This is a genomic window from Glycomyces buryatensis, assembly GCF_004912275.1.
Taxonomy (GTDB): domain Bacteria; phylum Actinomycetota; class Actinomycetes; order Mycobacteriales; family Micromonosporaceae; genus Glycomyces; species Glycomyces buryatensis.
The window spans coordinates 140,925-148,978 of the sequence record NZ_STGY01000041.1 but is presented as its reverse complement, the minus strand read 5'-3'; the positions used below and the strand labels follow the sequence as shown (position 1 = coordinate 148,978).

9 protein-coding genes and 1 pseudogene are annotated in these 8,054 nt (G+C 68.8%); 6 read left to right on the top strand and 4 right to left on the bottom strand.

The window, feature by feature from the left end:
- Window positions 1-264: 264 nt before the first annotated feature.
- Entirely contained in the window at window positions 265-777 is a 513-nt protein-coding gene (locus FAB82_RS10395; RefSeq protein ID WP_136534468.1) for a winged helix-turn-helix transcriptional regulator, read from the bottom strand.
- A 77-nt stretch (window positions 778-854) separates the two neighbouring features.
- Here FAB82_RS10395 and FAB82_RS10390 point away from each other — a divergent pair, with 77 nt between their 5' ends.
- Complete coding sequence (locus tag FAB82_RS10390) at window positions 855-1,496, top strand: dihydrofolate reductase family protein (protein ID WP_136534467.1); 642 nt, start codon at window positions 855-857, stop codon at window positions 1,494-1,496.
- A 28-nt stretch (window positions 1,497-1,524) separates the two neighbouring features.
- Here the strand turns inward: FAB82_RS10390 and FAB82_RS10385 are convergent, their stop codons facing one another.
- Entirely contained in the window at window positions 1,525-3,060 is a 1,536-nt protein-coding gene (locus tag FAB82_RS10385; RefSeq protein WP_136534466.1) for a multicopper oxidase family protein, read from the bottom strand.
- A 203-nt stretch (window positions 3,061-3,263) separates the two neighbouring features.
- Window positions 3,264-3,554, bottom strand: a complete 291-nt coding sequence (locus tag FAB82_RS10380; RefSeq protein WP_136534465.1) for a hypothetical protein — start codon at window positions 3,552-3,554, stop codon at window positions 3,264-3,266.
- Window positions 3,555-3,906: 352 nt separating this feature from the next.
- Between FAB82_RS10380 and FAB82_RS10375 the strand changes: the two genes are divergently transcribed.
- From FAB82_RS10375 to FAB82_RS10365, 3 genes are all read left to right on the top strand, one after another.
- Window positions 3,907-4,899, top strand: coding sequence for an alpha/beta hydrolase (locus tag FAB82_RS10375; protein ID WP_246039559.1), 993 nt, complete (start codon window positions 3,907-3,909; stop codon window positions 4,897-4,899).
- A gap of 53 nt (window positions 4,900-4,952) precedes the next feature.
- A complete protein-coding gene (locus FAB82_RS10370; RefSeq protein WP_136534463.1) occupies window positions 4,953-5,312 on the top strand; it encodes a hypothetical protein in 360 nt (119 codons plus the stop codon).
- Between the two features lie 78 nt (window positions 5,313-5,390).
- Window positions 5,391-5,972, top strand: coding sequence for a helix-turn-helix domain-containing protein (locus FAB82_RS10365; protein WP_168801526.1), 582 nt, complete (start codon window positions 5,391-5,393; stop codon window positions 5,970-5,972).
- A 59-nt stretch (window positions 5,973-6,031) separates the two neighbouring features.
- On the opposite strand, the gene FAB82_RS10360 is transcribed toward FAB82_RS10365, so the two are convergent.
- Window positions 6,032-6,919 carry an alpha/beta fold hydrolase gene (locus tag FAB82_RS10360; RefSeq protein ID WP_136534461.1) on the bottom strand — a complete coding sequence of 296 codons (888 nt, stop codon included), beginning with the start codon at window positions 6,917-6,919 and terminating at the stop codon, window positions 6,032-6,034.
- Between the two features lie 145 nt (window positions 6,920-7,064).
- Here FAB82_RS10360 and FAB82_RS10355 point away from each other — a divergent pair, with 145 nt between their 5' ends.
- Entirely contained in the window at window positions 7,065-7,634 is a 570-nt protein-coding gene (locus tag FAB82_RS10355; RefSeq protein ID WP_136534460.1) for a TetR/AcrR family transcriptional regulator, read from the top strand.
- A 122-nt stretch (window positions 7,635-7,756) separates the two neighbouring features.
- Window positions 7,757-8,054, top strand: a pseudogene (locus FAB82_RS27035) (xyloglucanase); the annotation flags it as partial.

Here is an 8,054-nt window from a genome sequence, read left to right as displayed (position 1 = left end):
AGGTCCACCTCGATGGTCGCGCCCGGCGCCGGGAGTTTGGGGACGGCCTGCTCGGTCCGCTGCGCGGCGAGGGCGACCCCCGCGACCGCCACGCCCACGGCCGACGCGGCGACCGCTCCCGTCGCCACGCGGCGAACGACCTTCGTTCGTTTCTTCTTGGACATCTTCATCGACGTCTCCCTCCACTGAAATTGCGAAACTGACGCTCCCGAGGCTATTCACGAACCGCAGCCACGTCCCCGAATCGCAAGAATCCCGGCCGCCTCAGCCCGCATCCCCGGCCTTCGCCGCTTCGCCACCGGCCACGGCCTGGTACGCCGCTTCGAGCCGTTCGAGGGGACCGGGGCCTTCCCGCTCGACCGGTGCGGCCCCGAGGTGGCGTACGCGCAGCTCGTCCATGAGCTCCTCGATGAACGGCATGCCCTCGGCCCGCATGAGCTCCTGCCGCGTGCGCAGCTCCGGCGTACCCGTGCGCCAGTCCAGACCCCAGTTGCCGAGCGCGAAGATGATCGGCAGCGTCTGGATGCCGGCCTCGGTGAGGCTGTAGCGGGCCCGCTGGCCCCGCAGGGCGTCGTCCTTGGTCAGGATGCCGGCGGCGACGAGCTTCTTCAGTCGACTGCTGAGGATGTTCGATGCGATGCCCTCGATCGACCCGTTCAGCAGCTCGCGGAAATACCGGCGGTCACCGAAGATCACATCCCGCAGCACCAGGAACGACCAGTGGTCGCCCAGCGCCTCCACCGCCGCGTTGATCGCACACCCGGATCTCGGTTCCATGACCCCTCCTTGACACCGCCGCCGCTCCGGCGTTAGGGTAGTGATTGTATTTTACAATCACTTTGAAGGAGAAGGCAATGGGCCAGGTGCGAGTTGATCTGAACCTCTCCCTCGACGGGTACGCGACGACCACCGATCAGACCCCCGAGGACCCGTTCGGCAAGGACTGGGACCGCCTGGTGGCGGCGTACGTCGCGACCAGGACGATGCAAGAGCGCGTCTTCGGCCGGCCCGGCAAGGGCACCACCGGTCTCGACGACGACTACGCCGCGGCGTACTTCGAAGGCGTCGGCGCCGAGATCATGGGCGCGGGCATGTTCGGACTGCACGCCCACCCCGACGACCCGAGCTGGCAGGGCTGGTGGGGACCCAACCCGCCATTCGGCATCCCGGTCTTCGTGCTCACCCACGAGCAGCGACCGACGCTGGAGATGGAGGGCGGCACCACGTTCCACTTCGTCCAGACCTCCATCGAGGAGACCCTCGCCCGCGCGAAGGAGACCGCAGGCGACCTCGACGTCCGCATCGGCGGCGGGGCCAGGGTCGTGAAGGCGTACCTGGCCGCGGGCCTGGTCGACCGGCTCCACGTCGGGATCGCACCGATCCTGCTCGGCCGCGGCGAACGCCTATGGGAGGACCTCCGCGAGTTCGAGCAGGACTACGAGGTCACCAGCGAGGTGGCTCCCAGCGGAACCATTCACGTGACCTTCTCCCGCTGAACCTGACACGTCAATCCACCCGCGGCGGTCATGGATGGTCGTGGGCCCCTGTGGATTCGGGGACTCGGCCGATCGCCTCGTCCTCTCCCAGGACCACGAACTGGCCCATCAGGCCGCTGTCCTCGTGGAAGAGGATGTGGCAGTGGTACATGTACGGCACGTTGGGGTCGGTGTACTCGCTGAACCGCATCGCCAGCCGGTATCTCTTCGAGGTCGCCAGTTGTACGGTGTCCTTCCAGCCGGACAGGTACTCCGGCGGTGCCTGTCCGTCGATGTCGAGGACCTGGAACTGCACGTCGTGGACGTGGAAGTTGTGGGTGTCGCCGTCGACGTTGACGACCTCCCACACCTCGGTGGTATCGACCCGCACCCCGAAGTCGATGCGGTTCATGTCCATGCTTTCGCCGTTGATCTCGAAGCCGAGCAGTTCGAAGGAGCGCTCCGCGGCCACGTCGTCCAGGTCCAGGTCGGGGGCCTCGCCCAAGGTGTCGGGGACCTCGGTCTCGTCGGTCAATTCCGCCGCGGCGGTGAACCGGCACACGTCTAGGGAGTCCTCACCGCCGTTGAACCGCAGCTGCGGCGCGTCTGCCCCGAGTCCGGGAGAGTTGGGGTACGAACGCAAGTCGACGGTCTCGCCGGGCGCGAAGGCGACGACGATCTCGGCCCGCTCGCCGGGGGAGAGCTGGATCCGGTCGGTGCGGAACGGCGCGGCCAGCAGGCCGCCGTCGGAGGCGATCATGTCGAACCCGCGGTCGTCGGAGAAGCCGAAGTTGAACACCCGCGCGTTCGAGGCGTTGAGCAGCCGCAGCCGCACCAGACGGGTGGTCACCTCCCGGTAGGGGCCCATGGTCCCGTTGACCAGGATCTCGTCGCCCAGAATGCCGATGGAGCTGATGAAGGACGCGTCCTCGTCCAGGGTGTTGTCGTCGTGGAACCTGCGGTCCTGCACGATCATCGGCAGGTCGTCGACGCCGTACTCGGCGGGCAGGTTCAGCTCGTCGGCCTGGTCGTCGTCGAGGATGAACATGCCGGCCACGCCCCGGTAGACGTGCTTCCCGGTCTGCCCGTGCGGGTGCGGGTGGTACCAGAGCGTGGCGGCGGGCTGATTGATCGTCCACTGCGGAGTCCAGTCGCCGTCCGGTTCGACGGCCTGGTGGGGGCCGCCGTCCTGGGCCGCGGGCAGGTGCATGCCGTGCCAGTGCAGGGAGGTGGTCTCGTCGATGCCGTTGTGCACCGCCACGGCCACTTCCTCGCCGCGACTGGCCCGCAGCGTCGGGCCGAGGTAGGCGCCGTTGACGCCCCACGTGGGGGTGGCCGGGCCGTCCTTGAACTGCCGTTCGCCCGCCTGGACCTCCAGACGGAACACCCGGGCCCCGTTGCCGTCGATTGCCGATTCGGCGAGGGGCGGGACGGCGAGCGCGTTGTCGAAGTCGACCTGGCCGACGGTGTTGATCTTGGCCTGGCTGTAGAGGTAGGCGACGGTGCCACCGCCGCCCAGGACGAGCGCGCCGAGCCCGATGCCACCGCCGATGAGGCTCCACTTGAGTGCCTTGCGTCGTTTCATGGAGTTCACGATGCGGCGACGGTATGGGCATGCGCATCAGGCCAGAGATGGCAATCCGCGTACCGCCAGGGGATTACGCCCCGAGACGGCTGTGCCCCGTCCGGTGCAGGGTCGAGAAGCCGTCGACGCTGCCGAGCCGCGGGCAAGCGAACGCCGGGCCGTCGGAGACAGCCCGGGGTTCGCCAAACTGGGCCGGCGAGGATTCAGCGGCGGGTGCTACCCACTGCCCGTTCCCGTTCGATGAAGTCCGCCATTTCCGCGGCAAAGACTTCGGCGTCAACGGCAGTGAACCCACTGGTGCCACCAGTCGCCCCCACTGCCGCCGAGACCTGGTCGGTGCCGGTGGAGGTCATCTCGGCAACCACGTCACAGCTCGCGATACAGAAGAGCGAGAGTGTGTACCCCCGGCCGCGGAAGGCGTCTCGCAGGACCCGTGCGCGAGAAGGCACGATGTCGCCAAGACCGGGCCAGACGATGACGTTGGGGGTCAGCACATGGAGTCCTATCTATTCAGCCAGGGAATGCAACGTGAAATTGCGTGCGCACTCGCTTGAACATGCGTTACCACAGCTCAAACGCAGTATTCCTAGTCCTCATCCTATCTCGCGAACCTGACCTACCGGTTGCTGATGACGAGCAGCACCGCGATGGGGGACCGGCTTCCTCGGGATCGTGGTCGTCGGAGGCGTGTGGGCTTGAACGCCGGCGTCGTCCCCGGCACCGATGCCGACCGGGTAAGGCAGCCGTTTGGCGGGCGCCGGGGCCCGACTTCCCGCCATCTGCGGGTATCGCGGAGTCCGAGGCCGGTCGAGGATGGAGGGGCATATCAGCGTAGATCCCGAAGGAGTGGCCGACGATGTGTTCGGTGCCGTGACGACGCGCCCGCCGTTCGACCCCGAGCTCGTCCCGGTCGTGGAGATGATTCGGGCCGCCATGGCGACACCGACGATCGAGACGCTTCCGGCATTCAGGGCCACCATGGCGGAGGGAATCCTCACTGAGGAGCCGACGGACCTGACGGCGGGCGGTCGCGTCCGGGTCGAGGAGCGCCAAGTGCCGGGCCCCGAAGGGGCACCGGAGATCACACTGCTCATCCTCAGCCCGGTCGAGGCCCGCGGCCCGGTCGCCGGGATCTTCAACATCCACGGCGGCGGCATGATCCTCGGCGACCGCCGGACCGGGATCGAGCAGTTCCTGCAGTACGTCGCCGACGGTGACGCCGTCGTGGTCTCGGTCGAGTATCGCATCGCCCCCGAACACCCCGACCCCGCGCCGGTCGAGGACTGCTACGCCGGACTGGCGTGGACGGCGAAGCACGCGTCCGATCTCGGCATCGACCCCGACCGGCTCATCATCGTCGGCGGCAGCGCCGGCGGCGGCCTCGCCGCCGGGACCGCGCTCCTCGCCCGCGACCGGGCGTTCCCGCACCTCAGCCACCAGATCCTCATCTGCCCGATGCTCGACGACCGCTTCACCACCCACAGCAGCCGCATGCTCGACGACGAAGGCGTGTGGGACCGGGGCGCCAACCACTTCGGGTGGACCGCTCTGCTCGGCGACCGGCGCGGCGGCCCCGACGTGTCGCCGTACGCCGCCCCCGCACGCGCCCAAGACCTCACCGGCCTGCCGCGCACCTACATCGACACTGGTTCGGTGGAGGTCTTCCGCGGCGAGATCCTCGACTACGCGACCCGGCTCTCCCAAGCCGGCGTGAGCGTCGATCTGCACATGTGGGGCGGTGCCTTCCACGCCTCGGACATGATGGCGGGGCATGCGGCCGTGTCGCGGGCTTCGAACGCCACCCGGGACGAGTTCATCCGGCGGGCCCTCGAAGCCTGAGGCGAGAGCTAGCCTTCACCCTCAGGCAGTAGTGGGCGGCGTAGGAGGTTCGTGTGCGTGAGCTCATCGGCAAGCTGGAGTCCAGCGACGACCCCTCGGCCGCCGCGCTGCGCGTCATCGATCATTTCGACCGCCTCGTCGAGGAGCGGGCCACTGCCGCGGCCGTGGTCCGCGCCATGGCGGCGCTGGCGGGCTGCCCCGCCGGCCTGCACGACGCCGAACGCGGGGTCGTCCGCCGGTTCGACCCCGCGGGCAGGCGGCTGCCGGACACCGAGCACGTCTCGTCGGCGCGGCTGGCGGTGCCGGGACGCATCGGCACCCGGGTCTGGCTCGAACGACCCGACGCGGCGGCCGACCCGCTGGACTCGCTCCTGCTGGAGCGCGCGGCGCGGACCGTCCAGGCTCTCAATTAACCCGACCCGCGGACCCCTGGGGCCCTGATCCGGGTCGCGTGCGACGCCGATGCCGCCGACAGCGACCGCCGAAACGCCGTGAAGGCACTCGGCCTCACCGGCCCGGTTACCGTCATCGTCGGCGCTGCCCCTGGGACGGAGGGGCCGCTCGCGACGACCTTGGGCCGGTATGCGGTCGCGCTGGTTCCCCGAACCCCGGACCTTCCGCCCGGCCTGCGGGTGGGCACCGCGGTGGCGGGCGAACCGGCGGAACTGCCGACCGCACTCGAACGCGCCGCCACCGCGTTTCGTCTGGTGGATCGCGTCGATGGGCCGGGCGCATCGGTGGTGCGCTACGAGGCTCTCGGAGCCGTCGCCGCCCTTGCCGAGCGCTTCACACCGCCCGAGGCCGCAGCGGTGCCCGAAGTCCAACGGCTGGACCAAGCCCTGAGGACACATCCCTGGATCATCGACACACTCCAGGCTGCACTCGACCAGACCAGCCTGCGCCAGGCCGCGAACACCCTGCACGTGCACCACTCCACGCTCCAGGAACGCCTCGCGTGGCTGGAGGCCCGGCTCGACATCGCGCTGGCACGGCCCGGCGGGCGCCAACGTGCCGCCGTGGCCCTCGTGCTGTGGCGCATCGCCCACAGTGAGGATCCCGGGCCCGCGGAATGATACGGCGAAAGCCGAACACCCAGCGAGTGGGTCATGGCGCTCCCGCCGTTGCGGTCGCTTCAGTTCGAGGATGAGGCTCGCTGTGCGGTGTTCAGCAGGTCGGCCACTACGTCGGGCCGCTCCAGGGCGATGAAGTGGCCCGCGCCCGGGACCTGCGTGAAGTCGGCGTTGGGCAGCAGCCTTCGGTTGGCCTCCCGGTCCGAGGGCCGGGACCAGTCATGCTCCCCGTAGACGAGGTGAACGGGCGCCTTGATCTCGGGATAGCGTGAGCGGGCCGCAATGAGGCTGGGCAGGTTTCGATACACGGCACGGGCCACGATCGGGTAGCCCGGACGGCTGCCGACATTGAGGAGCTCGTCCAGGTAGTCCTCCCGCAGGGCGTTCTTGTCGCCCAGTCCGCCCCGCAGGATCGTGCGGATGGCGGGCTTGGGCTCGACTCCCGCGATCACCGGGCCCACCCCCGGAGCGAGGACTCCGCTGACCACCGCGCGGGCGAGGAGGCCGGACCGGGCGATGCCTCCGCGGAAGTCGTACGTGTTCACCGCTACGACGCGGCGGACCCGCTCTGGAAGTTCGGCGGCGGTGGTCAGTGCGAGTGTCGCGCCCATGGATTCACCGACCAGCGTCACGTCCCGGAGATCGAGGTGGGTGAGGAGCCGCTCGACGCCCGCTCGCATGGCGGGTTCTTCGTACGACGCGCCGGGCACGATCTCGGAGTAGCCCATGCCCGGGAGGTCGAGGGCGTACACGGTGTATCGACCGGAGATCAATGGGATGAGGGATCGGAAGTGCTCGGCCTGCGTTCGCACGGTGTGCAGCAGGACGAGCGGCGCTCCGCTGCCGGCCTTGAGGTAGCGCAGGGTCCCATCGCGCCCGGGGCCGCCCGGGATGGTGTGGCTGGTGGTTCCCGCGATGTGCATCGTGGGACGTGGCTGCTCGTCGGACATCTCGTTAACTCCTCGTGATCATCCGAGCGGCAGGAAACCGATCGGTTTCCACAACTGTAAACCGATCGGTTTCCGAATGCAAGCCTCACTGGCAATAAAAAACCGATCGGTTTTCATCTGGCCGGAATCGCGCTAACCTGGCCAGATGATGACCGAGGTGAAGCCGAGTTCTCGAGAGCGACTGCTGGAAGCGGCGGCAACGCTCACCTACCGCGACGGGGTGAGCATCGGCATCGAGGCGCTGTGCAAAGCGGCAGGTGTGTCGAAGCGCTCGATGTACCAGCTGTTCGAGAGCAAGGACGAGCTGATAGCGGCCAGCCTGGAGCGGCGCGCCTCGTCCTACGTGGCGGCCCTCCTGCCGGCGGCGGACGACGATCGCGCCCCCCGAGAGCGGACCCTGCACGTCTTCGAGCAGGTGGAATCGCAGGCGGGCGAGGCCGAGTTCCGGGGCTGCCCGTACCTGTCGGTGCAGATCGAGCTCAAGGATCGAAGCCACCCCGCGAGCCGGGTCGCCCGGCGGGTCAAGGGCAACCTGACGGCCTTCTTCCGCGCCGAGGCCGAACGGGGCGGGGCGAGCGATCCCGACCTGCTCGCCCGGCAGCTCACGCTGGTGTTCGACGGCGCCAGCGCCCGCGCGGGGATCGGAGCCGAGAGCCTCGAGGGGTTCATCGTGCCCACTGTGGCCACCTTGCTCGATGCGGCGGGCATGCGCTGACGCAAGGTCCTCCGCATCCGGTTGCCACCGAGGCGATCACCTGTTATGTTGAGACTCCAAACTAACTAGTCAGTTAATTGGGCACCCTCCACCCTCACCATCCCTCTCCCCCAGGAGTACACGTGCGACGACGCACTTTCGCCGCTTCACTCGGCGCCGCCGCGGTGGCGGCCGCGGCCGTTCCCACTGCCGCCGAAGCCAAGGCCTCCGGACGCTGCAAGGACACTTACGCCTGGCGCAACGCGATCGTGAACGGCGGTGGCTGGGTCGGCGGCATCGTCTTCAACGAGACCGAGGCCGACCTCATCTACGCCCGCACCGACATCGGCGGGCTCTACCGCTGGCAGGAGTCCTCCCAGACCTGGAAGCCGCTGCTGGACTGGATCGGCTGGGACAACTGGGGCTGGACCGGCGTCGTCT

Excerpts from the sequence above, each read along its gene's own strand:
- FAB82_RS10395 (WP_136534468.1), bottom strand. The coding sequence starts at position 777 with ATGGAACCGAGATCCGGGTGTGCGATCAACGCGGCGGTGGAGGCGCTG.
- FAB82_RS10390 (WP_136534467.1), top strand. The coding sequence starts at position 855 with ATGGGCCAGGTGCGAGTTGATCTGAACCTCTCCCTCGACGGGTACGCG.
- FAB82_RS10385 (WP_136534466.1), bottom strand. The coding sequence starts at position 3,060 with ATGAAACGACGCAAGGCACTCAAGTGGAGCCTCATCGGCGGTGGCATC.
- FAB82_RS10360 (WP_136534461.1), bottom strand. The coding sequence starts at position 6,919 with ATGTCCGACGAGCAGCCACGTCCCACGATGCACATCGCGGGAACCACC.
- FAB82_RS10355 (WP_136534460.1), top strand. The coding sequence starts at position 7,065 with ATGATGACCGAGGTGAAGCCGAGTTCTCGAGAGCGACTGCTGGAAGCG.